We start from the raw sequence: 24,813 nt of genomic DNA on the forward strand, positions 1-24,813 counted from the left end.
TGGATGGCCCATGTTTGACACTTCTCCCCAGCTGGACTGCGGCGGTCGCGTACTGCGGCTGGATCGCCCGCGTGTGATGGGCATCGTCAACGTGACCCCGGACTCGTTCTCCGACGGTGGCGCGCATGACACCACCGAAGCGGCGGTGGCGCATGGCCTGCAGCTGGTGGCCGAAGGGGCCGACCTGCTCGACATCGGCGGCGAATCCACCCGCCCCGGTGCCGCGCCGGTGTCAGTCGAAGAGGAACTCCGCCGGGTAGTGCCGGTGATCCAGGCGCTGGCCGAACGCACCCAGGTGCCACTCAGCGTGGATACCTTCAAGCCCGAGGTGATGCGTGCGGCCGTGGCTGCCGGTGCCGGCATGATCAACGACATCCACGCGCTGCGTCAGGACGGCGCGCTCGCTGCCGCCGCCGACCTGGGCGTGCCGGTGGTGCTGATGCACATGCAGGGTGAGCCGGGCAGCATGCAGGACACCCCGCAGTACGACGACGTCGTCGCCGAGGTGCACCGCTTCCTGGCCGAACGCATGTTCTCGGCCGAAATGGCCGGCATTGCCAAGAAGAATCTGATCATCGACCTGGGCTTCGGCTTCGGCAAAACCACCGAACACAACATGACCCTGCTGGCACGCTCCGAGCGCTTCCTGGAACTGGGCGTGCCGATGCTCGCCGGGCTCTCCCGCAAGCGCAGCATTGGTGAGCTGACCGGTCGCCAGGAACCGCGCGAGCGGGTGGCCGGCTCGGTGGCGGCTCACCTGATCGCGGCCCAGCGCGGGGCCACGATCCTGCGGGTGCATGACGTGGCCGCCACCGTCGATGCGCTCAAGGTGTGGGCGGCGGTGGACGCCGTGCCTGCGCCGCGGGTGGCTGCCGCCCCGGCAATGCCACGTTGGCCGGACGAGGACTGATGGGCATCGACCAGCGACCGCTGGCGATCGCGCTGATGGGCCCGACCGCGTCGGGCAAGACCGCGGCGGCGATCGCGCTGGCCCGCCAGTTGGGCGGCGAGATCGTCAGCGTCGATTCGGCGCTCGTGTATCGCGGCCTGGACATCGGCTCGGCCAAGCCCGATGCCGCCGAGCGCGCCCAGGCCCCGCATCATCTGCTGGATCTGCGTGACCCGTGGCAGACCTATTCGGCCGCCGAGTTCGCTGCGGATGCGGCGCGTGTAGTGGCCGATATTGTCGCGCGCGGCCGCGTGCCGATCCTGGCCGGGGGCACCGGTCTGTATTTCCGTGCGCTGCTGCAGGGGCTGTCACCGATGCCGGCCGCCGACCCGGCATTGCGGGCGCGGATCACTGCGGATGGCGAAGCACGCGGCTGGGCCGCGCTGCATGCCGAGCTGGCGCAGGTCGATCCCGCTGCTGCCGCGCGCATTCATGCCACCGACCCGCAGCGCATCCAGCGTGCGCTGGAGGTGTACCAGCTGACCGGTACCCCGATCAGCGAATGGCAGAAGCGTCCCGGCGTGGACCGGCTGCCGGTGCGCTGCCTCAAGCTGGTGCTGGCCCCGCGCGAACGCAGCACCCTGCATCAGCGCATCGAGGCCCGTTTCGACGCCATGCTGGCGCAGGGGTTTTTGGACGAGGTGCGCGCCTTGCGTGCATTGCCGCAGATGGCGGCGGCGGCCGCTCCGCTGGACCTGCCGGCGGTGCGCGCGGTGGGCTACCGCCAGGCCTGGGAATTCCTGGACGGGCAGGGCACGGCGGCCGAGTTCCGCGACCGCGGAATCTACGCCACCCGGCAACTGGCCAAGCGCCAGCTCACGTGGCTGCGTGGCGAGCTTGATGTGCGGTGGTTCGACCCCCATCTGGATGCGGCTGCCCTGGCCGATGCGGTCAGTGCATTTACTGCGACCTGAACCATGTCTTCACGCCCTCCGGGCGGTGTACCATCAATGATTCCGGTGGGCGACGGGGCCGTGACCGCCGCCGGGCAACCCAATAAGAACAATAATGAGGAGTGTGCAATGTCCAAGGGGCAATCGCTGCAGGATCCGTTTCTGAATGCACTTCGGCGCGAACGCGTGCCGGTTTCGGTGTATCTGGTCAACGGCATCAAACTGCAGGGCACGATTGAATCGTTCGACCAGTTCGTGGTCCTGCTGCGCAATACGGTCAGCCAGATGGTGTACAAGCACGCCATTTCGACCGTGGTGCCGGCGCGCAACGTACGGGTCGGTCCCGGTGGCGGCTATGTACAGTCCAATGACGGTGGCACCGACGGTGCCCAGGGCGATGACGACGTTGAATGAAACAGGCAAGACCGGAGTGATGCGTGTTTGACCGTTCCAAGCGGGGCGAACACGCGCTCCTGATCCAGCCCCATGCGGGAAAGCTGGAAGAAGACGTGCTGGAAGAGTTCACCGACCTGGCCCGCTCGGCCGGGGCCAGTATTGCAGCCACGTTGACCGCGCGGATCGACCGGCCCAATCCGTCGATCCTGATCGGCAGCGGCAAGCTTGATGAAGTGAAGGCCGCCGCCGATGCGACCGGAGCCGACCTGATCCTGGTCAATCATTCGCTGAGCCCGGTGCAGGAACGCAACCTGGAGCGCTTTCTCGAGCGCCGGGTGATCGACCGTACCGGCCTGATCCTGGACATCTTCGCGCAGCGGGCGCACAGCCATGAAGGCAAGCTGCAGGTCGAACTGGCGCAGCTGCGCCACCTGGCCACGCGGCTGGTCCGCGGCTGGACCCACCTGGAGCGCCAGCGCGGTGGTGCCATCGGTCTGCGCGGCCCGGGTGAAACCCAGCTGGAAACCGACCGCCGCCTGCTGCAGAAGCGGGTCGAGCAGCTGCAGAAGCGGCTGGAAAAGGTGGAAGTGCAGCGCACCCAGATGCGTCGCGCACGCGTGCGCAGCGAACTGCCCCGCGTGGCCCTGGTCGGCTATACCAATGCCGGCAAGTCGACTCTGTTTAATGCGCTGACCGGAGCCGAGGCCTACGCGGCCGACCAGCTGTTTGCCACCCTGGACCCGACCGTACGGCGCATCGCCATTCCCGGCGGCAACGTGGTGCTGGCCGACACCGTCGGTTTCGTACGCGACCTGCCGCACGAGCTGGTGGCTGCGTTCCGCTCGACGCTGTCGGAAGCCCGCGAAGCGGACTTCCTCCTGCATGTGGTCGATGCCGCTGATCCGCACCGCGAGGAGCGCATCGCGCAGGTGGACGAGGTGCTGGCCGCGGTAGGTGCGGGTGACCTGCCGCAGCTGCTGGTGTTCAACAAGATCGACCGCATCGACGGAGCCGCGCCGCGTCACGATGCGCAGGACGGCATTCCCGATCCGGCGCGGCGCGAACGCGTGTGGATGTCGGCCCGCGATGGCACCGGTCTGGAGCTGCTGCAGAGCGTGCTCGGCAAGCGTCTGGGCCTGCAGCACATCACCGGGCAGCTGCGCCTGCCGCCCAGCGCGGGCCGCCTGCGGTCGCGCCTGCACCAGCTGGAAGTGGTGCGTGGCGAGCAGGTCGACGAAGAGGGCTGGCTGCTGGAGGTGGACCTGCCCATCGCCGAGGCCGAGAAGCTTGCGGCCAGCGCCGACGGCGCGCCGATCAAGGCGATGCTGCCGGAGAAGGTTCCGGAGTGGTAATGCCATGACCGTCCCCACTGACACCGAGCTGGCCGAGCTGGCCCGCACCACCGGCCAGCGCCTGCAGCAGGCCAGTCTGCAACTGGTCACGGCCGAAAGCTGCAGTGGCGGCTGGATCGCCAAGGCGATGACCGATATCGCCGGTTCTTCGGCGTTCTTCGACTGCGGCATGGTGGTCTACAGTTACGAAGCCAAGCAGCGTCTGCTCGGCGTGCGCGCACAGACCCTGGAGCAGTTCGGCGCTGTCAGTCGCGAAACCGTGATGGAAATGGTGTCCGGTGCCCTGGTCAATTCCGGTGCCGGCGTCGCCGTGGCGGTGACCGGCATTGCCGGACCCGGCGGCGGCAGTGCTGACAAGCCGGTCGGCAGTGTCTGGATCGCCTGGAAGCAGCGTGGCGGCTACGCACGTGCGCAGTTGTTCCACTTCGATGGCGACCGCGACGCCATCCGTCGCCAGACCGTGCAGCAGGCGCTTACCGGAATCTTCGCGCCGGTGTGACATGCTGGGCGGGTGTAGGCAACGGAGCGCTTGGCGATGTGGGAAACACTGGGAACCGTCCGTGACCTGGGGCGATTGCAGGAAATTGCCTCGGTCCTGATCCGCTATGGCTTCGGCGACCTGGTGCGCCGCATCGGCTTGGCGGACGTGCTGGAACGCGCCGGCCGGCTGCTGCACTGGAATGACACCCAGCACATGCTGCGCATGACCGCGCCGGTACGGGTGCGCCGGGCCATGGAAGACCTCGGCCCGACCTTCGTCAAGCTCGGTCAGGTGCTGGCCACCCGCGTGGACCTGTTCCCGCCGGACTGGATCGCCGAGTTCTCCGAACTGCAGAACGCGGTGCCGGCGCTGCCGTTCGAGCAGGTGCGTGGGCAGCTGGAAGCCGATCTCGGTGCGCCGCCCGAACAGGTGTTTGCCTGGTTGGACGTGATGCCGATGGCCGCCGCCTCGCTCGCCCAGGCCCACCGTGCGCGGCTGCATGACGGCAGCGAGGTGGTGCTGAAGATCCGCCGCCCCGGCATCCGCGACGTGATCGAAGCGGACCTGCGCCTGCTGGCGCGGCTGGCCGAGATCGTCGAAGCGCGACTACCCGACCTGCAGCGGTACCGCCCGGCTGAAGTGGTGCAGCAGTTCCAGGTGTCGCTGCGCCGAGAGCTGGATTTTGCGGCCGAGTGCCGTAACGCCGAGCGCATCGCGCGCAACTTCCAGGGGCGTCAGGACATCCTCATTCCACGGGTGCACTGGCAGTGGACCTGCGAAAGCCTCAACGTGCAGGACTTCGTCGACGGCATTCCGGGTCGCGACCTCACCGCCGTGGACGCGGCCGGGCTGGACCGGGTGCAGCTGGCCCGTACCGGTGCGCACATCGTGCTGAAGATGGTGCTGGAGGACGGCTGTTTCCACGCCGACCCGCACCCCGGCAACATCATTTATCTGGTTGACGGCCGCATCGGGGTGATCGACTTCGGCATGGTCGGTGCGATTTCCGAGCAGCGTCGCTTCCAGGTCGCGCAGTTGTTGCACGGGCTGGTCAACCAGGAGCCGGAAGCGGTGGCGGACATCCTGCTGGACTGGGCCGGTGGCGTGGACGTGGACGAATCGCGCCTGCAGCAGGACATCAGCGTATTCGTCGACCAGTACCGGGGCGTGCCGCTCAAGGACCTGCACATGGGGTTGATGCTGGGCAACATCACCCAGCTGCTGCGCCAGTATTCGTTGACCCTGCCGGCCGACCTGGCGTTGATGATCAAGACCTTCCTCACTCTGGAAGGCATGGGCCGTCAGCTGGACCCGCAGTTCGACATGGCCAGTGCCGCGCGGCCCTACCTGGAGCGGGTGATGCTGCAGCGCTATGCGCCATCAGCGCTGCTCAAGCGCGGCCGGCGCAGCCTGATGGGCGCGCTGGACCTGGTCGGCGACCTGCCGCGCGACGTGCGGCGGCTGCTGCAGATGGCCCGGCGCGGGCGCTTGCAGCTGAAGGTGGAGACCACCGCCCTGCAGGGCTTTGGCGAGCAGGTGAACCGTGCCGCCAACCGGCTGGTGGTCGGGATCGTGACCGCCGCGCTGATCATCGGCTCGTCGATCGTCATGCACAGCGTCGGCGGGGTCTCCAGCCGCTGGCTGCTGGCGCTGGGCGTGGCCGGGTTCATCGGGGCCGGGTTCTGCGGGGTGTGGATTCTGGTGTCGATCTGGCGGAACCGGTAACGCCGTTCGCTTTTCGCTTTTTTGTTCCGGAGCCTTGCATGTGTCGGGTGTTAGTAGTAATACTACTAACCATGGAACTGACCGACACCCAGCAGGCGATCCTGCAGTTGATCGCCGAGCGTATCGAGACCGACGGCGCGCCGCCGTCGCAGACGGAAATCGCCCGTGCCTTCGGCTTCAAGGGCGTGCGCGCCGCGCAGTACCACCTGGAGGCGCTGGAGCAGGCCGGGGCGATCCGTCGCATTCCCGGGCAAGCCCGCGGCATCCGGCTGGTCCAGGCTCCGGCGCTGCAGGAGGGGCTGCCCGATTCGCTGCCGACCCCGGCCTTGCCGGACGGCGTGCTGCGGCTGCCGGTGCTGGGCCGGGTCGCCGCCGGTCTGCCCATCGGTGCGGACATCGGTTCCGACGATTTCGTGGTGCTGGACCGGGTGTTCTTCTCGCCTGCGCCGGACTACCTGCTGAAAGTGCAGGGCGACTCGATGATCGACGAAGGCATCTTCGACGGTGACCTGATCGGTGTGCACCGCACCCGCGACGCCCGCTCCGGGCAGATCGTGGTCGCCCGCATCGACGACGAAATCACCGTGAAGCTGCTGAAGATGGGCAAGGACCGTATCCGGCTGCTGCCCCGCAACCCCGACTACAAACCGATCGAAGTCCTGCCTGACCAGGATTTCGCCATTGAAGGGCTGTACTGCGGCCTGTTACGGCCCAATCGCTGATCCCTTCAATGCTCCAAACGCGCGGTCTTTTGTGGCGATTCTCTGATTTGGCTGAGGTTGGTACGGATGTCCGATAATTTTTTTCCGAACGCCGGGCAGAATCTCAGCCTGTGCGATACGCCAACCTTAAAGTGACCCCGTGGCCAAGAAATCAACTAAAGACACCCCTTCCAACGACATGACCTCTGCAAGGACCACTCCGATGGACGAGAACAAAAAGCGCGCCCTTACTGCCGCCCTGAGCCAGATCGAAAAGCAGTTCGGCAAGGGCTCGGTGATGCGCATGGGCGACCGCGTCATCGAAGCCGTGGAAGCCATCCCGACCGGCTCGCTGATGCTGGATATCGCACTGGGCATCGGCGGTCTGCCCAAGGGCCGTGTCGTTGAAATCTACGGCCCGGAGTCCTCCGGCAAGACCACCCTGACCCTGCAGGCCATTGCCGAGTGCCAGAAGAAGGGGGGCACTGCCGCCTTCATCGACGCCGAGCACGCGCTGGACCCGATCTACGCCGCCAAGCTGGGCGTGAACGTGGACGAACTGCTGCTGTCGCAGCCGGACACCGGTGAGCAGGCGCTGGAAATCGCCGACATGCTGGTCCGCTCCGGCTCGATCGACATCGTCGTCATCGACTCGGTCGCCGCACTGACCCCGAAGGCCGAAATCGAAGGCGAAATGGGCGACCAGCTGCCGGGCCTGCAGGCCCGTCTGATGAGCCAGGCGCTGCGCAAGCTCACCGGCAACATCAAGCGCTCCAACACCCTGGTGGTCTTCATCAACCAGCTGCGCATGAAGATCGGCGTGATGATGCCGGGCCAGAGCCCGGAAACCACCACCGGTGGCAACGCGCTGAAGTTCTATGCCTCGGTCCGTCTCGACATCCGCCGCATCGGCGCGATCAAGAAGGGCGATGAAATCATCGGCAACCAGACCAAGATCAAGGTCGTCAAGAACAAGCTGGCTCCTCCGTTCAAGCAGGTCATCACCGAGATCCTGTACGGCGAAGGCATCAGCCGCGAAGGCGAACTGATCGACATGGGCGTGGAAGCCAAGCTGGTCGAGAAGGCCGGTGCCTGGTACAGCTACGGTGAAGAACGCATCGGCCAGGGCAAGGACAACGCCCGCGGCTACCTGCGCGACAACCCGCAGGTCGCCCAGCGCCTGGAAGCCGAGCTGCGCGAGAAGTTCCAGCCGGCCGAAGCCGCCCGCGAGGAAGGCGACGACGACGGCGACGACGAGTAAGTTTTCCTGCGGGGCAGGGCGGCGCCGTCAGTGACGCAGGCGCTGCCCCGCAGTTTCCCCCTTTGGAACCCATCCCCCGGACGGGGGCGCGCCAAGGACGGCGCACACCTGCGAGACCGCAATGCACGATGCCGACAGCCCGGAAGGCGGCCGCAAGAAGCGCCGCGTTCGCGAACAGACCCCCGTCCAGCGGGCACTGGGGCTGCTGGTCCGCCGTGAGCATTCACGCAAGGAGCTGACCCGCAAGCTCACTGCCCGCGGCATTGAAACCGACGACGCCGAAGCGGCGGTCAGCAAGCTGACCGAGGCGGGCTGGCAGGACGACACCCGGTTTGCCGAGAATCTGGTGCGGATGCGTGCCAATACGGGCTATGGCCCGATTCACATCCGCGCTGAGCTGGGTACCCACGGGTTGGACAGCGCTCAGATCGCCACGGCCCTGGACACCTTTGAGGGGGACTGGACCGAGAATGCCCGCGATCTGGTCCGCCGCCGGTTCGGCGAGGCCGGTCCGCAGGATCTGCTGCAGCGGCGCAAGGCGGCCGACCTGCTGGCCCGGCGCGGGTTCGACGGGGATTCGATCCGGCGGGCTACCCGGTACGACATCGAGGATTGAGGGGCGGGCGGTGACACGCAGGGCGTGTCACTACGGGCCTCGGGCCTGATACCCTTGGTGGTTTCGGCGGTCCTGCAGTTGCCAGGGACCGACCGGCCCGCACACAGCCAGCCCCACCATGACCGCATCCGCCAAAATCACCACCTCCCAAATCCGCAGCGACTTCCTTGAATTCTTCAAGGGCAAGGGCCACACCATCGTGCCGTCGGCCCCGCTGGTGCCGGGCAACGACCCGACCCTGATGTTCACCAATTCCGGCATGGTGCAGTTCAAGGACGTGTTCCTTGGCGCGGAAAAGCGCAGCTATGTGCGCGCGGCCGACGTACAGCGCTGCCTGCGCGCCGGCGGGAAGCACAACGACCTGGACCAGGTCGGCTATACCGCCCGCCACCACACCTTCTTTGAAATGCTGGGCAACTGGTCGTTCGGCGACTACTTCAAGAAGGACGCCATCGCCTGGGCCTGGGAGCTGCTGACCCAGGTCTGGAAGCTGCCAGCCGAGCGTCTGCTGGTGACCGTGTACCACACCGACGACGAAGCCTACGCGCTGTGGCGCGACATGGTCGGCATCCCCGAAGAGCGCATTGTGCGCATCGGCGACAACAAGGGTGCGCCGTTCGCGTCGGACAACTTCTGGCAGATGGCCGAGACCGGCCCGTGCGGTCCGTGCACCGAAATCTTCTACGACCACGGTGAGCACATCGCTGGCGGCCCCCCGGGCTCGCCGGATGAAGACGGCGATCGCTTCATCGAGATCTGGAACCTGGTGTTCATGCAGTTCGACCGCCAGCCCGACAGCACGCTGGTGCCGCTGCCGGCACCGTGCGTCGACACCGGCATGGGCCTGGAGCGTCTCACCGCGATCCTGCAGCACGTGCACACCAACTATGAGATCGACCTGTTCCAGGCGCTGATCCGCAAGGCCAGCGAACTGACCGGCATGGCCGATCTGGAAAACAAGTCGCTGCGCGTCATCGCCGACCACATCCGCGCCTGCTCGTTCCTGATCGTGGACGGCGTGCTGCCCTCCAACGAGGGCCGCGGCTATGTGCTGCGCCGGATCATCCGTCGCGCGCTGCGCCACGGCTGGATGCTGGGCGTGCGCCAGCCGTTCTTCAGCAAGCTGGTGCCGACCCTGGTCGAGCAAATGGGCGAAGCCTATCCGGACCTGCCGCCCCAGGCCGACACCGTCATGCGCGCCCTGCAGGCTGAGGAAGAGCGCTTTGCGCAGACCCTCGACTCGGGCATGAAGATCTTCGACGAGGTCGCTGCACAGGTGACCGACGGCATCATTCCCGGTGCAGACGCCTTCCGACTGTACGACACCTATGGGTTCCCGCTCGACCTCACCCAGGACATCGCGCGCGAGCGCGACCTGGTGGTGGATACGGTTGGCTTCGATGCCGCGATGGAGAAGCAGCGCGAGGCAGGCCGCACCGGCGGCAAGGGCGGCGGCGGCGTGGTTCTCTCTGCCGAACTGGTCGCCACCCTCAAGCCCACGGTGTTCCTGGGCTACGACCGTCTGCAGGCCGAAGGCCTCACTGTGGTTGCTCTGCTGAAGGACGGTCGTCCGGTGCAGAGTGCACAGAACGGTGATTCGGTGATCGTCCTCACCGACCAGACCCCGTTCTATGCGGAATCCGGCGGCCAGGTCGGTGATATCGGCACGCTCACCGGCAACGGTGTGCAGTTGGCCATCAGCGACACCCAGAAGTTCGCTGGCCAGTTCCATGGCCATGTCGGCCAGATTTCCAGTGGCAGCCTGAAGGTCGGCGACGTGCTCAGCGGTCAGGTCGACGCGGCACGCCGTGGGGCCACCATCCTGAATCACTCCGCGACCCACCTGCTGCACGCCGCCCTGCGCGAAGTGCTGGGCACCCATGTGCAGCAGAAGGGCTCGCTGGTCGCGCCGGACCGCCTGCGCTTCGACTTCTCGCACTTCGCCCCGATCAGCGCCGACGACCTGGCCGTGATCGAGCGCAAGGTCAACGAGCAGGTCCGCGTCAACAATGCGGTTGAAGTGCACAACATGGCCATGCAGGAAGCGCTGGACTTCGGCGCGATGGCACTGTTCGGCGAGAAGTACGGCGAAAACGTGCGCGTGCTGAAGATGGGCGACTACTCCACCGAACTGTGTGGTGGCACCCACGTCAGCCGCACTGGCGACATCGGTCTGTTCAAGATCACCTCCGAAAGCGGCATCCAGTCCGGCGTGCGCCGCATTGAAGCGGTGACCGGGCAGGGCGCGCTGGACTACGTCAGCCATGAAGAGGCGCAGCTGGCCGAAGCGGCCGCGCTGCTGGGCGGTGCGGCCAGCGACGTGGTCGAGAAGATCCGCCAGCTGGGCGAACGCCAGAAGAAGCTGGAACGCGAACTGGAATCCCTGAAGGCCAAGCAGGCCGCCGGTGCCACCGCCGACCTCGGCGGCTCGGCCGTGGAGGTGAACGGTGTGAAGATCCTGGCCGTGCGCCTGGAGGGCTTCGACGCCAAGGCCCTGCGCGATGCGATGGACCGCCTGAAGCAGCAACTGGTCAATACCGTCATCGTGTTGGCCGGTGCCCAGGACGGCAAGGTCTCACTTGTTGCCGGTGTGAACGGCAGCGCAATGGGCAAGGTCAAGGCCGGGGAACTGTTGTCCCATATCGCCGGTCAGATCGGGGGCAAGGGCGGCGGCCGCCCGGACCTCGCCCAGGGTGGTGGTGAGGACGGGCCCGCCCTTGCCTCGGCCCTTGCCGGGGTCGTTGACTGGGTAACCCCCCGTATCTGAACATTCTGAAGCCTCCGCTCCTTGATGGGGCGGGAGGCCAGACGGTAATATGGCTAATCCTTTTCCCTTTGTCGTGGCGTTCCTTGGCTGGACGTCAAACCGGTGGGAAAAACCACCGGTTCTTGGAGACTAAAAAACAATGTTGATCCTGACTCGCCGTGTTGGCGAAACCCTGAAGATCGGCGATGACGTCAGCGTCACCGTGCTCGGCGTCAAGGGCAATCAGGTGCGTATCGGTATCACCGCTCCGAAGGATGTGGCCGTGCACCGCGAAGAAATCTACGAGCGCATCCAGCGCGGCGACCAGCCGAATGTATCCGGCGGCGAAGATTCTTCGAATTAAGGCTTTACCTCGGGGTGTGATTAACGTTATTCTTCACGCCCCCGCTGAGACGTAACACCGCAGCGAGGTAAGCCAGATTTCTGGAGTGGTGCCCGAGTGGCTGAAGGGGCTCCCCTGCTAAGGGAGTATAGGGCCAAAAACTCTATCGAGGGTTCGAATCCCTCCCACTCCGCCAGAGTTACAGAAAAGCCCCTGGAAACAGGGGCTTTTTTGTTGCCTGCGATTTTTGCGCGCGTTGCGGGCCTGTACCACGCAGGGCGTGGTACCTACGGGTATGCCATCAGCGCTCCGGTCATCACGCTGAAATCTTCCCTGCCTAATGTTCCAGACTGCCTGCCGATCAAAGGCCCAGGCATTACCGAGGATCATGTGCTTACGTTCAGGGGGCTTGATGGACGCCATGCTGTCCTGTGCATCGTGCTGCTCTGTGCGTGGCTGGGGCCCGTGCAGGCGTTCGCGCGTGCCCTCGAGCGCGACTTCGATCTGCCCGAACAATCGTTGGAACGCGCGCTGGAACAGTTCAGCGTGGTCTCGGGGTGGTCGGTGATGTATCCCGCCTCCCTCGCCGATGGGCGTACCAGCCGGGCGGTGCGCGGGGTGATGTTGCCTGCGCTGGCCCTTCAGCAATTGCTGGAAGACACTGGGTTGGAGGCACAGACCGTGGCGGATGACCGGGTGGTGCTGCGCGAACGCGCGGGCACCCCGCTTGCGGCGGCCCCTGGCCCGGCCTCCGACGATCGCCGCCGGCGTTTTGGCCAGGTCCAGCACGCCCTGCGTCGCGCGTTCTGTGACGATCCCCTGCTGCGGCCCGGCGATTACCGGGCGGAGCTGGCGTTCCACGTCACCGCCGATGGCCGCGTGGATCAGCCCGAGCTGCGGACGGGGACCGGCGAGGCCCGCCGCGACCAGCGCCTGCTCCAGACCATCGGCGACCTGCAACTGCCCGCGGCCGCGGCGGACCTCCCGCAGCCGATCCGTCTTCACATTCAACCCGTGCCGGAGGGCCGCGACTGCGGCTCGTCACGGCAACCCTCTCCGTGACGCCAAGGACCTGATCATGAATGACAGTACGGCCGGAACCGTTGACCTCAGGGACTATCTGCTGGGCACCTACGACGAACTCAAGCGCCGGCTGGTACGCCGTCTGGGCTCGGACGATCTGGCGGGCGACGCGCTGCAGGACACCTGGATGCGGCTGGATGCGCGCCGTGACCGCCTCGACCCGGTGCAGAATCCGGCCGCTTACCTGCTGCGCATGGCCATGAACACCGTCGTCGACCGTCAGCGTGCCGACCACCGGCTGATGCAACTGGACGAAGTGAGCGCCCTGATGGAGCTGGCCGACCCGGCCCCGGGCCCGGCGCAGAATGCCGAGAACGACTTCGCGGTGCAGGACATGCTGGCGCTGCTTCAGCGCATGCCCGAGCGCCGCCGCCGCATCCTTCTGGCGATCCGGGTGGAAGGCCTGCAGCAGCGCGATGTGGCGGATCGCCTGGGCGTATCGCTGCGGCTGGTGCAGCGCGAGCTCAAGGCCGCCCAGGAATATCTGGCTGCACGCAGCGCCGATGGTCGGCCTGTGCGGTTCTGAGCGGCGGCGTCCGTCTACACTTTGACGCCACCTTCGGAACCCTGCACCGCGCAGGGATGGCCTGACCTGCGATGGATGCTGACCCCACGCCGCACCGTGACATCGACGCTGTCGAGCGCCAGGCGCAGGCCTGGCTGGTGCAGCTCACCTCCGGTGAGCTGACGGCCGCGCAAGGCGAGCAGTTCCGGCAATGGTGCCAGGACCCCGTGCACCGCGACGCCTTTGCGCGTGCGCGCCGTCAATGGGACCAGATTGCCGAGGCCGGAAAGCTGCTGCAGCCCGGTCCACTGCAACGTACCCCCGCTGATGACCGTCGGCGTTGGAGCCGACGCGCGTTTCTGGGCGCGGCGATGGCCGCGCCGGCCAGCCTTGCCGTGGTGGCCGCGCTGCATCCGCCGCTGGGCCTGTGGCCCTCGGTGAACGCCCTGGCGGCCGATTTCCACACCGGCACCGGCGAGCGCCAGCGGGTGCAGCCGCTGCCGCATGTGCAGATGGACATGGACACGCGCACCAGCGTGCGGCGTCGCCCGGATGCGGGCACCCCTGTGCTGGAACTGGTGGAAGGCCAGATCGCGCTGCAGAGCAGCGGCGGTACCGGGCTCACCCTGATGGCCGGTTCCGGAAAGATCCTCGCCGATGCGCGTCCGGCTTCTTTCGACGTGCGCTGCATTGACGGCCAGGTCCGCGTGACCTGCCTCAGCGGCATGCTGCGCATCGAACACCCGCAGGGGCGCATGCAACTGCAGAACGGACAGCAGGTCCGCTACGACACGCAGATGAGTGGTGTGGTGTCAGATGCCGTGGTCTCCGAAGTGTCGGCGTGGACCAGTGGCATGCTGGTGTTCCGGCGCGCGCCACTGTCGGACGTGGTGGACGAGATCAATCGCTATCGGCGTGGCCGGGTGGTACTGCGCGGCGAGCGGCTGGCACGCGAGCCGGTCAGCGGACGCTTCGGCATTGATGACCCGGACGCCGCGCTGGAGCAGCTCCGGCTCAGCCTGTCGCTGGACATCCAGCGGTTCCCGGGCGGCATCGTGGTACTGGGGTAGGGCAGGGCAACCTGTCCGGTGGCATCAATCTGCAAGGACGGAGTCATGGATGCGGAATGAGTCGGTCGGACTGGTCGATCTGCGGCGTAACCTGTCGGCATTGCTGGAGACCACGCGTCTTCAGCCGCTGATGGTGCATCGCTACGGTACGCCATGGGCGTACGTGGTGTCCGATGCGCAGTGGCGGCAGCATCGGGTGCAGCTGGAGTTCGACCCCAGCGGTCATCCGCTGGCCCGGCTGCAACAGCTGCAGCGCGACCTGCTGCCGTTGCCCGAAGGCGGTGGTCTGTCGCCGGCAGCCTGCGCGCGTGCGTTGATCCTGCAGGCCATCTACGGCTTCGACGACATCGGCGAGCTGCACGAACACCTCTGCTTCGACCGCCTGCTGCACTGGTTTGTCGATGGCGGCGGTGCTGGAGCCGAGCCGTGGCAGGTGCCCGAGCTGCGCCAGGCCATTGCCACATTCATGGACGACACACCGGCGATGGCCGCGTTGTTCCGGTTGCTCGGTCGCGATGACGTCGTCGCCATTGCGGTGGCCTGCGGTGGGCAGCGTCGCGAGACGGGTGCAGTTTTCAAGGCGATGACCGGCCCGTGACGCGTTCGTGGGTTGCCGCTGTGCGTCACGGATCGGCATCTTGCCTGTCGTAATTCGTCGTTGACCGCCGTCTTGCAGTAGTACGGCATCGTGGCATGCCGGCGGCGGAGACGTGCGATGGTGCCTGAAGGACGCAAGGTCAGCATGTTGGATCTGGACCGTCATCTGAGCCAGGTTCTTGAACAGGCGCGGGACGCGCCGGTGTGCGTGCAGCGCTACGGCCACCCCTGGGTGTGGCTGCTGTCCTCCGATGCCTGGTTCCAGGCCACGCGCTGGGCGGCACTGGACACCCGCGAACATCCGCTGATGCGGCTGCGCGACGCAGTTGACCCGCTGCTGGGCAGCTGGCCCTCGCACGCCATGCCCGCGCCGGATCGAGGCCTGCGTCAATGGCAGCGCGCTGCGTTGCTGGTGCAGCTGCGCGCGCTGGACGACCTGCAGCGCCTGCACGACGGACTTCGCTTCAACGTGTTGTACCGCGACTTCGTTGGCATCGATGAGGCCAGTGCGTGGTCGCTGGCTGAATGCCGTGCCTTGCTTGAATCGCTTCAACAGCCCGCATTGCAGCACTGCGTTGACGCTGCTTTGGGCGTGGCCCCCGCCATTCTGGTGAATGCGGCGCGCTGTCGCCGCGGTATCCGCCAATGTTTATCGAACTGACACATGCAGGACCGACGATGGTGGCGCGGTCTCTTCCAGGAAGATTGAGGACGACATGATGGGCAGCAGGGTTCGCAACCGCAGCAAACGCCAGCACGGCTTCAGCCTGCTGGAGATCATGGTGGTCGTGGTGATCATCGGCATTCTGGCCGCGCTGATCGTGCCGCGCCTGATGGACCGGCCCGACCAGGCCCGTGTGGTCGCCGCGCGCCAGGACATCGCCGCGTTGATGCAGGCGTTGAAGCTGTATCGCCTGGACAACGGCCGTTACCCCAGTGGCGAACAAGGGCTGCAGGCCTTGATGAAGCCGCCGGGCAACACCGGTGGCATGCCGGTGGGCCCGTATCTGGAACGTCTGCCCAACGACCCGTGGGGTGCACCTTACCAGTACGCGAATCCGGGCCAGCACGGTGAGATCGACGTGTTCTCGTTCGGTGCGGACGGCAAGGCGGATGGCGATGCAGGTGACAGCGACATCGGCTCCTGGCAGCTCTGAGGCCATCCTCCATGCGCGCAGCACGACAACGTGCAGGCCGTTCCCCACGCCACCAACGCGGCATGGCGGTGATCGTGGCCATGCTGGTGGTAGCGATCGTGGCGGTGATCGCCGCGGGACTGATCCTGCGCCAGTCCACCGCGTTGCGCACGCTGCGCGGCGAACAACTGCGCGCGCAGGTCAGCCTGGCGGTGGACGCCGCGACCGAACGCGCGTCGCAGCAGCTGCGCGAGGATGCAGCCGAGCAGATCACCACCGTGGCGGGCGGGCTCTGGTCGCGGCCGATCGCATTGCAGTCCCCCTTGCCGGTGCAGCTGCAGCTGCGTGATGCACAGGCGCTGTTCAACCTGCACAACCTGGTGCGCAACGGTCGCCCGGATGCGCACGCCCAAGCTGTGCTGGAACGCGTCTGTGCACAGCAGGGCATCGCCCCGGCAACGTGCGCACAGGTACGCGACTTCATGCTGGCGCGCATCGGTGGCGGCGCGCCGCTGCCGCGCGATGTACATGGCGTGTTGGCGCTGGCCGTGCCCGAGGGCGACCCGGGGCAGATGCAGGCACTGGCCCAGGTGGTCACTCTGCTGCCCCGCGACACCCTGCTCAACGCCAACACCAGCACGGCCGCATTGCTGGCCACCGAGCTGCCCGACACCGACGTGTCGCGTTTGCAGGCCTTGCTGGGCGAACGCGACGCCGGCCGCTACTTCCTCAATCGAGGCGACATCGAGTTCCGGTTGAAGGTCCCGCAGGCACAGATGGTGGAAACGCAGGTGGGCATTCACAGCGAATGGTTCCTCGCCGAAGGCAGCGTGCAGGCCGATACAGCAAGCGTGCCCTTCCAGGCGCTGATCTGGCGCGAACATCGCGACCCCGGCGTACGCGTGCAACGCATGTGGACAAGGATTGGATCATGAAGGGCGAACTGCGTCTGCGACTTCCCCCGTTGTCCGCGCTGCATGCGCAGTCCGACGTGGACTGGGCGTGGTGGCAGCAGGGTACGGTGACTTCTTATGGACGCGGCGCGCTGGCGGTGCTGGCCGTCCGCTATCCCGCTGCGATCACCCGTGCCTGCCTGGATGTACAGGACCTGATCCTGCTCGACCTGCTGCTGCCGCCACTGAGCGGCCGCCGGCTGGAGGTAGCGATGCAGGCCGAGATCGAGTCCCTGTTGCTGGAGGACATGGCCGAGGTCGCCTTCGCGCACGGCCCGCAGGACCGCGATGGTCGCGTCGCGGTGGCGTGGCTGGGGCGCGAAGCGGTACAGCAGGTCGCAGTGCTGTTCCACTCGCTGGGTCTGAAACTGCAGGGGCTGTATCCCACGCCGTTGCTGCTGCCGCTGCAGGACAACCGGCCGACCTTGCAGGTCTGCGGCGATCATCTGCTGGTGCGCACCTCGCGTGACCGTGGATGGGTGCAGTGGCTGGGCCAGGGTCAGCACGGCGCAGCGGCACAGCAGTTTCGTGCGCGTCTGGGCGACGACGATCAGACCGCATGGCACTGGCTCGGCGCGGCAGCCGGCGGTTGGCCGGTGGATGAGGCGGCACCGGTGTTGGCGCACGAACAGCAGTGGAGTGGCCCATTGCCCAGCTGGTCGCTGCCGCTGCCGACCCAGGCAAAGCGCACGCCCTGGCTGGCGATCGGGCTGGGCGTGGCCGCCGCCGTTCTGGTTGGGCTGGGACTGCAGGTCCAGACATGGCAATGGGCCGCGCAGGCGCAGACCCTGCAGCAGGACATGCAGCAGCAGACCAGGCAGCGCCTGCCCGATGTGGGCGAGGTGGTGGATCCGGTGCTGCAGGCGCGTCGCGCGGTGGAGGCCGGCAGTGCCAAGCCGATCAGCGCACCCGACGTGCAGCGCCTGGCCGCGACCACCCTGCAGGCGGTGCCCGAGTGGGCCGGTGCCGTGGCGCATATGGAGTATCACCCCGGCGAACTGCAGCTGCAGCTGGATCCTGCACGTGGTCCGCCTGCTGATACGCCGCGCCTGGAGCGCTGGCAGCAGGCGCTGCAGGCGCACGGATTGACCCTGACCGACCGCGGCAACGGCCGCCTGCGGGTCAGCGCGAACGGACCGGGTTGATGGCGCGCGCGCTCGCCAAGGCTCCCGCCACAGCGGGCCGGCCCGGCTTCGCTTCTGCTCTGCTGCAGCGCTGGAGCCGTCTGGCCGCGCGCGAGCGCGGCATGCTGCTGCTCATGCTGGTGGCCATCGTTGGTGCGGGGTTGTGGGTGGGCTGGTGGGAGCCGCTGCAGAAGCAGCGCACCCATTGGCAGGGTGAGCTGCCCCGACTGCGCGCGCAGCAGCAGGAACTGCAGGGCCTGCTGAGCACCGCGCAACGCCAGCAACAGGCCGCCGTGCTCGACACCGCCGCACTGCGCGCGCAGCTGCGGGCCAGTGGACTGAGTCGCTACATCACCTTGGATGACGCGCACGGGCGCTGGCAGCTGGCCGTGCGCGATGCGCCGGCGGACGCCCTATGGAACTGGCTGCTGCCGGTGCTGGCCGACCCGGCTGCGCCGCTGCAGGAACTGAAACTGGAACGCACGGGAGATCCGAACATGGCGGTGGCACGGGTGTCTGGCACGATCGTGATGGGGCAGGACGCTGGCGGCGGTGGCACGCAATGAGCCACCTGCGCGCAGGGAAGTGGGTGGCGATCACGCTGGCGGTCGCGCTGCTGCAGGCGCAGCCGATGGCCAGTGCCCAGAATGCGGCGGCCACGGCGGCCGATGAGCGGGTGCAGCTGAATCTGGTCGACACCGACATCGGCGGCGTGCTGCGCATGGCCGCCCGCTTCACCGGACGGCAGTTCCTGGTCGATCCCAAAGTGACCGGCAAGATGACCGTGGTTTCCGACGGCCCCGTGGACCGCGCGCAGGCCTACCAGCTGCTGGTCAGTGCACTGCGGATGCGGGGCTTCGCGGTAGTGGAAGGCAAGGGCGTTACCCGCGTGGTGCCGCAGGCCGATGCCAAGCTGCTCGGCGGGCCGGTGGGCGGCAGTGGCGCGGGTGGCGAAGTGGTCACCCGCACCTTCACCCTGCGCTTTGAAAATGCTACTGCGCTGGTGCCAGTGCTGCGACCGATGATCGCCGCCGACAATCCCATTACCGCGTCGGCGGCCAGCAACAGCCTGGTCATCACCGACTACGCCGACAACCTCGACCGCATCGCGCGCATCATCGCCAGTCTGGACACGCCGGCCAACCTGGACACCGACGTGGTCAAGCTGCAGCAGGGCATCGCCGTGGACGTGGCCGCGATGGTCGGCCCGCTGCTGGACGCGCAGGGCAATGAAGCCACCCAGAAGGTGGTGGTGATGGCCGACCCACGCAGCAACAGCGTGCTGCTGCGCTCCAGCAGCCCGGCCCGCACCCGCCTGGCCCGGCAGCTGGTGGAAAAGCTGGACCGTGCACAGGATGAAAGCGGCAACCTGCACGTGGTCTACCTGCGCAATGCACAAGCCACCGCGCTGTCCAAGGTGCTGCGCGGCGTGGTCGCCGGACAGACCGACGCGCCGCGCGCCGGCGACCCGCTGGCTATTACCCCTGCCGCAGGCAGCCCCGTTTCGTCAGGTGCGACGCAGAGCACCAGCACTCAGCAGAGCACGGCGCAGAACGGCAGCGCCGCCAATGGACTGCCGGGATCGCAGCGGTTGGATGCCGCTGGTAATGGTCAGGAAGAGGGTACCGGCTTCAGCCACAACGGCATCTCGGTGCAGCCGGACCCCACAACCAATACGCTGCTGATCTCGGCACCGGAACCGGTGTACCGCAACCTGCGCAAGGTGATCGACCAGCTCGACCAGCGCCGCGCCCAGGTGCTGGTGGAAAGCCTGATCGTGGAGGTCACCGCCACTGACGCGGCCGAACTGGGCGTGCAGTGGATGCTGGGCAACGGGCGTACCTTCGGCGGCACCCGCTTTGGCGGCAGTGGCCTCAACACCGGGGCCACCACCACGCTGGACGCGCTGGCCAAGGACGGGCTGAACATCGGCGTGATCGACGGCACCATCAACCTGCCGGGCGTTGGCGAAATCCTCAATCTGAAAGCGCTGGCCAACGCGCTGCAGAGCAAGGGCGGAGCCAACATCCTGTCCACGCCCAATCTGATGACGCTGGACAACGAGAAGGCCAGCATCATGGTCGGCCAGACCGTGCCGTTCGTCAGCGGCCGCTATGTCACCGATGGCGGTGGCGGCAGCAACAACCCGTTCCAGACCATCGAGCGTGAGGACATCGGCCTGAAACTGCAGGTGCGCCCACAGATCTCCGAAGGTGGCACGGTCAAACTGGACATCTACCAGGAAGTCAGCAGCATCGATAACCAGCGCTCCAACGAGAGCATCGGCATTGTCACCAACAAGCGTGCGCTGGATACCAGTGTCCTGCTCGACGACGGTCAGATCATGGTGCTGGGCGGCCTGCTGGAAGACAGCGTCAGCCATGGTCGCGATGCGGTACCTGGGCTGGGCCGCATCCCGCTGCTGGGCGCGCTGTTCCGAAGCGACACCCGCAACCGCACCAAGACCAACCTGATGGTGTTCCTGCGCCCACACGTCGTACGTGATCCCGCCGCGGGCCAGCGTCTTACCCGCGACCGTTACGACTACATGCGCAATGCCCAGGCCGGCGCGCAGCCTGCATCCAGCTGGGCGTTGCCGGACATGCAGGCACCCCAATTGCCGCAGGAACTGCCCGACGGCCTGAGCCATCCGACGGAGCCGGTGACGAAGCCATGAGCGCCGCGCCAATGCTGCCGCCGCTGCCATTTGCCTGGGCTCGCGCGCAGCAGGTGCTGCTGGCGCAGCATGGCGAGGAGTGGAGCCTGCTCGGCACCGCCGCCACCCCCGCCTGGGCGGTGGCGGAACTGCGCCGGCGCTATGGTCCGTTGCGCTTCGATGTCATCGACGACGCGCCTTGGCAGCAGCAACTGGGCGAGCGCTACCGCGACGGCGGTGATGCGGCCGCGCTGGTTGGTGCCGCAGAAAGCGAGGTCGATCTCGACCGGCTGATGCAGGACATGCCCGAGATTACCGACCTGCTCGACGCGCAGGACGACGCCCCGGTGATCCGCATGATCAACGCGTTGTTGGCGCAGGCCGCGCGCGACGGGGCCAGCGACCTGCATATCGAGCCGTTCGAAACCCATTCGGTGGTGCGCTACCGCGTGGATGGCACCCTGCGCGACATGGTGCAGCCGCGTCGCGCGCTGCATGCCGCACTGGTCTCGCGCATCAAGATCATGGCGCACCTGGACATCGCCGAAAAGCGCCTGCCGCAGGACGGACGCATCGCCATCCGCGTCGGTGGCCGGCCGTTGGACATCCGCGTTTCCACCGTGCCCACCGGGCATGGCGAGCGTGCGGTGCTGCGCCTGCTGGAAAAAGACGCCGGGCGGCTGCAGCTGAAGCGCCTGGGCATGGCCGAGGATACTTTGGCCACCTTCACCGGGTTGATCCGCCAGCCGCATGGCATCGTGCTGGTCACCGGCCCCACCGGCAGTGGCAAGACCACCTCGCTGTACGCCGCGCTTGGCCAGCTGGACAGCAGCACCGCCAACATCCTCACCGTCGAAGACCCGGTCGAGTACGATTTTGCCGGCATCGGCCAGATCCAGGTCAATGCACGCATCGGGATGACTTTCGCCACCGCGCTGCGCGCCATCCTGCGTCAGGACCCGGACACGATCATGATCGGTGAGATCCGCGATCTGGAGACCGCGCAGATCGCCGTGCAGTCCTCGCTCACCGGTCATGGTGTGCTGGCGTCGCTGCATACCAACGACGCCATCTCGGCGGTGACGCGTCTGGCCGACATGGGTGTGGAGCCGTTCCTGCTGGCGTCATCCTTGCGCGGTGTGTTGGCGCAGCGGTTGGTACGTCGTCTGTGTGTACAGTGCCGAAAACAGGGCGTGGATGTGCATGGGCAGCCGGAATGGCGCGCGGTGGGGTGTCCTGCCTGCGCCAACAGTGGTTACAAGGGGCGCACCGGCATCCACGAACTGTTCGTGGTGGATGATCGCGTGCGGGCGCTCATCCACGAAGGGCAGGGCGAACCCGCCCTGCGCGAAGCGGCGCGTGTGGCCGGCATGCGCACGCTGCGCGAGGACGGCATGCGCTGGGTGGCGCAGGGCATCACCACGCGCGAGGAGATCCTGCGCGTGACCGGCGACGACTGAGGCAGCCGCCATGCCTCAGTTCGACTACCGGGCGCTCACCGCCAGCGGCAATACCGAAAAGGGACGGCTGGATGCCGACAGCGCCAAGGGCGCACGCCAGGCACTGAAAGGCCGTGGACTGACCCCGGTTGAACTGCGCCCGGTCAATGCCAACGCAGGCAACTGGCGGCGGCGCGCACTCAGCGCGACCGAACTGGCGTGGGCGACACGCCAGCTCTCCAGCCTACTGGCCGCACGCCTGCCGCTGGAGGCCGCGCTCAGTGCGGTGATCGAGCAGGTCGAGCAGGCGCATGTGGTGCAGGCGCTTACTGCGGTACGCACAGACGTACGCGCAGGCCAGCGCCTGACCGTGGCCTTGGCCGCACGTCCGCGCGATTTCCCGCCCATCTATCGCGCGCTGGTGGGCGCGGGCGAGGACTCCGGTGATCTCGGCCGGGTGATGGAGCGCCTGGCCGACTACATCGAAGAGCGCAACGCGCTGCAGGCCAAGGTCATCACCGCGTTCATCTATCCCGGTGCGATCAGCCTGGTGTCGGTGGCGATTGTGATCTTTCTGCTCAGCTACGTGGTGCCGCAGGTGGTCACCGCATTCGTGCAGGCGCGGCAGACCTTGCCGTTGCTGACGCGGGTGATGCTGGAGGCCAGCGCCTTCACCCGCGAGTGGGGCATCTGGGTCGGTTTGGGCGCGGCTGCGCTGGTGGTGGCATGGCGCATGGCACTGCGCCGGCCGGAACTGCGCCTGCGCTGGGACGCAGCTCTGCTGCGCATGCCGATGGTGGGTCGCTTCCTCATCGGCGTGAACAGCGCACGTTTTGCGTCCACGCTGGCCATTTTGATCGATGCCGGCGTGCCACTGCTGCGCGCATTGGATGCAGCACGGCAGACCATGAGCAATGCTTTTCTTGCCAAGGCAGCAGACGACGTCGCTTCGCGTGTGCGCGAAGGCGCGCCACTGGGTGCCGCATTGAAAGTGCAGAAGGTGTTTCCTCCCATCCTGGTGCACCTGGTTGCGAGCGGTGAAAAAACCGGCGCATTGGCCCCATTGCTCGAGCGCGCCGCACAGACCATCTCGCGCGAGATCGAACGTCGTGCGATGACGCTGACGGCATTGCTGGAGCCAGCGATGATTCTGGTGATGGGTGGCGTGGTACTCACCATCGTGCTGGCGGTGCTGATGCCGATCATGGAAATGAATCAGCTCGTCAACTGAATGCTGCGAAGCGTGATGAAAGTTCCCGTTCAATAGAAACTCCACACAGTTCTCCAGACTATTACAGCGAGTTCCACACCTTTTTAAAGCGCACTGTCATCCACGAAGCCCAGCATCACTCCCGTCGCCGCAGCGCGGACTGGGAGGTCCCCGGGCGGCAGCAGGTGCAGTAGTTGTTCCTCCCTCGGTGTTTCAACTTCGTAGTAGAACCCTTCTGGAGAAGACCATGAACAAGTACAAGATCATCGCCGCGGTGGTTGCCACCGCTCTGATGTCGGTGGCGGGCGTTGCCTCGGCCCAGGTGGCCGTCAACGGCGGCGGCGCGTCGTTGCCGGCCGACCTGTACAAGGGCTCGACCGACAGCATCCTGCCGGCCAACTTCAACTACGCCGTGACCGGCTCGGGCACCGGCAAGTCGACCTTCCTGGGTTCCGGCAGCTTTGCTGGCCAGACCACCGTTGCGCACTTCATCGGCAGCGATTCCGTCCTCAGCGGCGGCCCGGACCTGGTTCCGACCGCCGGCAGCGAGCGCGCCATCTACAATGCCACCTACAACACCCCGGGCCTGGCCACCTACTACGGTCCGCTGCTGCAGTTCCCGTCGGTTGCCACCTCGGTCACCATTCCGTTCAACAAGGCCGGTGCCGCGCTGAACATCTCCGATGCTGATCTGTGCCGCATCTTCGCCGGTGCCGTCAGCGACTGGTCGCAGGTGTCGGGCAGCGGCCGTTCGGGCGAGCTGAAGATCGTGTATCGCGACGAGAGCAGCGGCACCAGCGAACTGCTGACCCGCTTCCTGACCACCGTCTGCCCGCTGCAGCCGGGTCTGGACCTGTCCGGCACCGCGCTGAAGAACGGTGCCTTCTCGGTCCAGTCGACCTTCAAGAACCTGTTCAACGGCAACGCCGCGCCGAGCGCTCGTTTCGTTCCGGCCACCGCGACCGGCGGCACCGCGCTGTACAACACCGTGTTCTCGACCGAAGGCTACGTCGGCTACGTCGGTCCGGACGTGATCCCGAGCCTGGACGATGCCACCCGTATCGCACAGTTGCGTGGTTATTCGCCGAACGAAGTGAACGTTTCGGCCACGCTGGGCAGCATCGCTCCGCCTTCCACCCCTGAAGAACTGGCCAATCCGTCGCGCTGGGCACCGGTGTTCACCAACCCGACTACGGGCTACCCGATCGCGGGCTACACCAACTTCGTGATCGGCCAGTGCTACAAGAACGCTGCGGTCGCCACGCAGATCCGCCTGTTCCTGAACCGCCACTACGGCACTGCTGGTGCAACTGATCAGGCCGTTCGCGATCACGGGTTCATCCCGCTGACCGCTGCCTGGAAGACCGCAGTGCGTGAGCAGATTGCCACCGTGACCGCTCCGAACGGTCTGCAGAACGCCAGCGTCTGCGGTAGCGGTGCCACCCTCATTGGCCGTCCGTAACGGCGAGTGGGTGTAAGGCAATGCATGAGGGTGCCGGCGGAAACGCCGGCACCCTTTTTCTTTGCAATGCCAGACTCGTTTGTCGGCTTTGTCCCTTGGTCCCCGTCTATCAGGT

24 protein-coding genes and 1 tRNA gene are annotated in these 24,813 nt (G+C 66.7%); all 25 read left to right on the forward strand.

Features of this window, described 5'->3' with window-relative positions; genetic code table 11:
• The first annotated feature begins 10 nt into the window (after positions 1–10).
• Positions 11–910: a dihydropteroate synthase gene (folP, locus tag QMX83_RS00140; RefSeq protein ID WP_282294702.1), complete on the forward strand. Its 900-nt coding sequence runs from the start codon at positions 11–13 to the stop codon at positions 908–910.
• Positions 910–1,863 (forward strand): tRNA (adenosine(37)-N6)-dimethylallyltransferase MiaA, encoded by a 954-nt coding sequence (miaA, locus tag QMX83_RS00145; RefSeq protein WP_282294703.1) that lies wholly within the window; start codon positions 910–912, stop codon positions 1,861–1,863. The genes folP and miaA overlap by 1 nt, the downstream gene beginning before the upstream one ends.
• Positions 1,864–1,971: 108 nt before the next feature.
• Positions 1,972–2,256: an RNA chaperone Hfq gene (hfq, locus tag QMX83_RS00150; RefSeq protein WP_282294704.1), complete on the forward strand. Its 285-nt coding sequence runs from the start codon at positions 1,972–1,974 to the stop codon at positions 2,254–2,256.
• Between the two features lie 23 nt (positions 2,257–2,279).
• Entirely contained in the window at positions 2,280–3,590 is a 1,311-nt protein-coding gene (hflX, locus tag QMX83_RS00155) for a ribosome rescue GTPase HflX (RefSeq protein ID WP_282294705.1), read from the forward strand.
• Positions 3,591–3,594: 4 nt separating this feature from the next.
• Entirely contained in the window at positions 3,595–4,089 is a 495-nt protein-coding gene (locus QMX83_RS00160; RefSeq protein ID WP_282294706.1) for a CinA family protein, read from the forward strand.
• A gap of 36 nt (positions 4,090–4,125) precedes the next feature.
• Positions 4,126–5,796, forward strand: coding sequence for a 2-polyprenylphenol 6-hydroxylase (gene ubiB, locus QMX83_RS00165; protein ID WP_282294707.1), 1,671 nt, complete (start codon positions 4,126–4,128; stop codon positions 5,794–5,796).
• A gap of 71 nt (positions 5,797–5,867) precedes the next feature.
• Entirely contained in the window at positions 5,868–6,518 is a 651-nt protein-coding gene (lexA, locus tag QMX83_RS00170; RefSeq protein WP_282294708.1) for a transcriptional repressor LexA, read from the forward strand.
• A 202-nt stretch (positions 6,519–6,720) separates the two neighbouring features.
• Positions 6,721–7,758: a recombinase RecA gene (recA, locus tag QMX83_RS00175; protein ID WP_125361455.1), complete on the forward strand. Its 1,038-nt coding sequence runs from the start codon at positions 6,721–6,723 to the stop codon at positions 7,756–7,758.
• Between the two features lie 121 nt (positions 7,759–7,879).
• Positions 7,880–8,374 carry a recombination regulator RecX gene (recX, locus tag QMX83_RS00180; RefSeq protein ID WP_282294709.1) on the forward strand — a complete coding sequence of 165 codons (495 nt, stop codon included), beginning with the start codon at positions 7,880–7,882 and terminating at the stop codon, positions 8,372–8,374.
• A gap of 118 nt (positions 8,375–8,492) precedes the next feature.
• Positions 8,493–11,141, forward strand: coding sequence for an alanine--tRNA ligase (gene alaS, locus QMX83_RS00185; protein ID WP_282294710.1), 2,649 nt, complete (start codon positions 8,493–8,495; stop codon positions 11,139–11,141).
• 139 nt (positions 11,142–11,280) lie between these two features.
• Positions 11,281–11,484: a carbon storage regulator CsrA gene (gene csrA, locus QMX83_RS00190; protein WP_282294711.1), complete on the forward strand. Its 204-nt coding sequence runs from the start codon at positions 11,281–11,283 to the stop codon at positions 11,482–11,484.
• 82 nt (positions 11,485–11,566) lie between these two features.
• Positions 11,567–11,659, forward strand: a tRNA-Ser gene (locus QMX83_RS00195).
• Positions 11,660–11,697: 38 nt separating this feature from the next.
• Positions 11,698–12,525: a TonB-dependent receptor gene (locus QMX83_RS00200; protein ID WP_282294712.1), complete on the forward strand. Its 828-nt coding sequence runs from the start codon at positions 11,698–11,700 to the stop codon at positions 12,523–12,525.
• Positions 12,526–12,541: 16 nt separating this feature from the next.
• A complete protein-coding gene (locus QMX83_RS00205) occupies positions 12,542–13,072 on the forward strand; it encodes a sigma-70 family RNA polymerase sigma factor (RefSeq protein WP_282294713.1) in 531 nt (176 codons plus the stop codon).
• A 71-nt stretch (positions 13,073–13,143) separates the two neighbouring features.
• Positions 13,144–14,121 carry a DUF4880 domain-containing protein gene (locus QMX83_RS00210; protein ID WP_282294714.1) on the forward strand — a complete coding sequence of 326 codons (978 nt, stop codon included), beginning with the start codon at positions 13,144–13,146 and terminating at the stop codon, positions 14,119–14,121.
• A 49-nt stretch (positions 14,122–14,170) separates the two neighbouring features.
• Positions 14,171–14,719: a hypothetical protein gene (locus QMX83_RS00215; protein ID WP_282294715.1), complete on the forward strand. Its 549-nt coding sequence runs from the start codon at positions 14,171–14,173 to the stop codon at positions 14,717–14,719.
• A 117-nt stretch (positions 14,720–14,836) separates the two neighbouring features.
• Positions 14,837–15,379, forward strand: a complete 543-nt coding sequence (locus tag QMX83_RS00220) for a hypothetical protein (protein WP_282294716.1) — start codon at positions 14,837–14,839, stop codon at positions 15,377–15,379.
• Between the two features lie 58 nt (positions 15,380–15,437).
• The gene (gene gspG / locus QMX83_RS00225; protein ID WP_282294717.1) at positions 15,438–15,875 is read left to right on the forward strand and encodes a type II secretion system major pseudopilin GspG; all 438 of its coding nucleotides are present in this window, start codon (positions 15,438–15,440) and stop codon (positions 15,873–15,875) included.
• A gap of 11 nt (positions 15,876–15,886) precedes the next feature.
• The gene (gene gspK, locus QMX83_RS00230; protein ID WP_282294718.1) at positions 15,887–16,789 is read left to right on the forward strand and encodes a type II secretion system minor pseudopilin GspK; all 903 of its coding nucleotides are present in this window, start codon (positions 15,887–15,889) and stop codon (positions 16,787–16,789) included.
• Entirely contained in the window at positions 16,786–17,952 is a 1,167-nt protein-coding gene (gene gspL, locus QMX83_RS00235) for a type II secretion system protein GspL (protein ID WP_282294719.1), read from the forward strand. The genes gspK and gspL overlap by 4 nt, the downstream gene beginning before the upstream one ends.
• A complete protein-coding gene (gene gspM / locus QMX83_RS00240) occupies positions 17,952–18,497 on the forward strand; it encodes a type II secretion system protein GspM (RefSeq protein WP_282294720.1) in 546 nt (181 codons plus the stop codon). The genes gspL and gspM overlap by 1 nt, the downstream gene beginning before the upstream one ends.
• 5 nt (positions 18,498–18,502) lie before the next feature.
• On the forward strand, positions 18,503–20,608 hold the full coding sequence (gene gspD / locus QMX83_RS00245) for a type II secretion system secretin GspD (RefSeq protein ID WP_336618939.1): 2,106 nt from the start codon (positions 18,503–18,505) through the stop codon (positions 20,606–20,608).
• Positions 20,605–22,047 (forward strand): type II secretion system ATPase GspE, encoded by a 1,443-nt coding sequence (gene gspE, locus QMX83_RS00250; protein WP_282294722.1) that lies wholly within the window; start codon positions 20,605–20,607, stop codon positions 22,045–22,047. Before gspD ends, gspE begins: the two co-directional genes overlap by 4 nt.
• 10 nt (positions 22,048–22,057) lie before the next feature.
• On the forward strand, positions 22,058–23,257 hold the full coding sequence (gene gspF / locus QMX83_RS00255) for a type II secretion system inner membrane protein GspF (RefSeq protein WP_282294723.1): 1,200 nt from the start codon (positions 22,058–22,060) through the stop codon (positions 23,255–23,257).
• A gap of 226 nt (positions 23,258–23,483) precedes the next feature.
• Positions 23,484–24,698 carry a substrate-binding domain-containing protein gene (locus tag QMX83_RS00260; protein WP_282294724.1) on the forward strand — a complete coding sequence of 405 codons (1,215 nt, stop codon included), beginning with the start codon at positions 23,484–23,486 and terminating at the stop codon, positions 24,696–24,698.
• The last annotated feature ends 115 nt before the right edge of the window (positions 24,699–24,813 follow it).

Source organism: Stenotrophomonas sp. PS02289, assembly GCF_029960115.1.
GTDB lineage: Bacteria > Pseudomonadota > Gammaproteobacteria > Xanthomonadales > Xanthomonadaceae > Stenotrophomonas.

What these genes read in the sequence shown, in the direction of transcription:
- folP (WP_282294702.1), top strand. Translation starts at nt 11, where the DNA reads ATGTTTGACACTTCTCCCCAGCTGGACTGCGGCGGTCGCGTACTGCGG.
- miaA (WP_282294703.1), top strand. Translation starts at nt 910, where the DNA reads ATGGGCATCGACCAGCGACCGCTGGCGATCGCGCTGATGGGCCCGACC.
- hfq (WP_282294704.1), top strand. Translation starts at nt 1,972, where the DNA reads ATGTCCAAGGGGCAATCGCTGCAGGATCCGTTTCTGAATGCACTTCGG.
- QMX83_RS00160 (WP_282294706.1), top strand. Translation starts at nt 3,595, where the DNA reads ATGACCGTCCCCACTGACACCGAGCTGGCCGAGCTGGCCCGCACCACC.
- ubiB (WP_282294707.1), top strand. Translation starts at nt 4,126, where the DNA reads ATGTGGGAAACACTGGGAACCGTCCGTGACCTGGGGCGATTGCAGGAA.
- lexA (WP_282294708.1), top strand. Translation starts at nt 5,868, where the DNA reads ATGGAACTGACCGACACCCAGCAGGCGATCCTGCAGTTGATCGCCGAG.
- recA (WP_125361455.1), top strand. Translation starts at nt 6,721, where the DNA reads ATGGACGAGAACAAAAAGCGCGCCCTTACTGCCGCCCTGAGCCAGATC.
- recX (WP_282294709.1), top strand. Translation starts at nt 7,880, where the DNA reads ATGCACGATGCCGACAGCCCGGAAGGCGGCCGCAAGAAGCGCCGCGTT.
- alaS (WP_282294710.1), top strand. Translation starts at nt 8,493, where the DNA reads ATGACCGCATCCGCCAAAATCACCACCTCCCAAATCCGCAGCGACTTC.
- csrA (WP_282294711.1), top strand. Translation starts at nt 11,281, where the DNA reads ATGTTGATCCTGACTCGCCGTGTTGGCGAAACCCTGAAGATCGGCGAT.
- QMX83_RS00205 (WP_282294713.1), top strand. Translation starts at nt 12,542, where the DNA reads ATGAATGACAGTACGGCCGGAACCGTTGACCTCAGGGACTATCTGCTG.
- QMX83_RS00210 (WP_282294714.1), top strand. Translation starts at nt 13,144, where the DNA reads ATGGATGCTGACCCCACGCCGCACCGTGACATCGACGCTGTCGAGCGC.
- QMX83_RS00215 (WP_282294715.1), top strand. Translation starts at nt 14,171, where the DNA reads ATGCGGAATGAGTCGGTCGGACTGGTCGATCTGCGGCGTAACCTGTCG.
- QMX83_RS00220 (WP_282294716.1), top strand. Translation starts at nt 14,837, where the DNA reads ATGGTGCCTGAAGGACGCAAGGTCAGCATGTTGGATCTGGACCGTCAT.
- gspG (WP_282294717.1), top strand. Translation starts at nt 15,438, where the DNA reads ATGGGCAGCAGGGTTCGCAACCGCAGCAAACGCCAGCACGGCTTCAGC.
- gspK (WP_282294718.1), top strand. Translation starts at nt 15,887, where the DNA reads ATGCGCGCAGCACGACAACGTGCAGGCCGTTCCCCACGCCACCAACGC.
- gspL (WP_282294719.1), top strand. Translation starts at nt 16,786, where the DNA reads ATGAAGGGCGAACTGCGTCTGCGACTTCCCCCGTTGTCCGCGCTGCAT.
- gspM (WP_282294720.1), top strand. Translation starts at nt 17,952, where the DNA reads ATGGCGCGCGCGCTCGCCAAGGCTCCCGCCACAGCGGGCCGGCCCGGC.
- gspE (WP_282294722.1), top strand. Translation starts at nt 20,605, where the DNA reads ATGAGCGCCGCGCCAATGCTGCCGCCGCTGCCATTTGCCTGGGCTCGC.
- gspF (WP_282294723.1), top strand. Translation starts at nt 22,058, where the DNA reads ATGCCTCAGTTCGACTACCGGGCGCTCACCGCCAGCGGCAATACCGAA.
- QMX83_RS00260 (WP_282294724.1), top strand. Translation starts at nt 23,484, where the DNA reads ATGAACAAGTACAAGATCATCGCCGCGGTGGTTGCCACCGCTCTGATG.